The sequence below is a fragment of the Ruegeria sp. BHSA123 genome (genome assembly GCF_059613425.1).
In genome coordinates this window covers 1-1,041 of the sequence record NZ_JBXWSL010000172.1, presented here as the reverse complement: position 1 = coordinate 1,041, position 1,041 = coordinate 1, and the positions used below count along the sequence as shown (strand labels likewise).

Below are 1,041 nucleotides of genomic sequence, written 5' to 3'. Positions count from 1 at the left end.
CGTTGGTTCATTCGCTTGTGCGAATTATTCAGTAATCTTCGACACGACGCCGGCGCCGACGGTGCGGCCGCCTTCGCGGATGGCGAAGCGCAGGCCCTGCTCCATCGCGATCGGTGCGATCAGTTCAACGCCGAACGACACGTTGTCGCCGGGCATGACCATCTCGGTGCCTTCCGCCAGGGTCACGGTGCCGGTCACGTCAGTCGTACGGAAGTAGAACTGCGGACGGTAGTTCGCGAAGAACGGGGTGTGACGGCCGCCTTCTTCCTTGGTCAGGATATAGGCTTCGGCTTCGAACTTGGTGTGCGGTGTCACCGAACCCGGCTTACACAGAACCTGGCCACGCTCAACGCCGTCACGATCCACACCACGCAGCAGGGCGCCGATGTTGTCGCCCGCTTCACCGCGGTCCAGCAGCTTGCGGAACATTTCAACGCCGGTGCAGGTGGTTTTCGAGGTGTCGCGGATGCCGACGATTTCGATCTCGTCGCCAACGTTGATCACGCCACGCTCGATACGGCCGGTCACAACGGTACCACGGCCCGAGATCGAGAACACGTCTTCGATCGGCATCAGGAACGGCTGGTCAACAGCACGCTCGGGCGTGTCGATATATTCGTCAACAGCCGCCATCAGCTCGCGGATCTTGTTCTCGCCGATTTCAGGGTCACGGCCTTCCATCGCGGCCAGAGCCGAACCTGCGATGATCGGAATATCGTCGCCGGGGTATTCATACGAAGACAGCAGCTCGCGGATTTCCATTTCCACCAGTTCCAGCAGCTCTTCGTCGTCAACCTGGTCAACCTTGTTCATGAACACGACCATCTTCGGGATGCCAACCTGGCGGCCCAGCAGGATGTGCTCGCGGGTCTGCGGCATCGGGCCGTCCGCGGCGTTCACAACCAGGATCGCGCCGTCCATCTGAGCAGCACCGGTGATCATGTTCTTGACGTAGTCGGCGTGGCCGGGGCAGTCGACATGCGCATAGTGGCGCGCGTCGGTCTCGTATTCCACATGCGCGGTCGAGATGGTGATGCCGCG

Annotated in this window: 1 protein-coding gene; it reads right to left on the bottom strand. The window is 61.3% G+C overall.

Annotated features, from left to right (window positions below; genetic code table 11):
- Positions 1 to 24: 24 nt before the first annotated feature.
- Positions 25 to 1,041: elongation factor Tu (gene tuf, locus AC2FNC_RS20845; RefSeq protein WP_480496688.1), on the bottom strand; the 1,017-nt coding region annotated here is incomplete at its 5' end.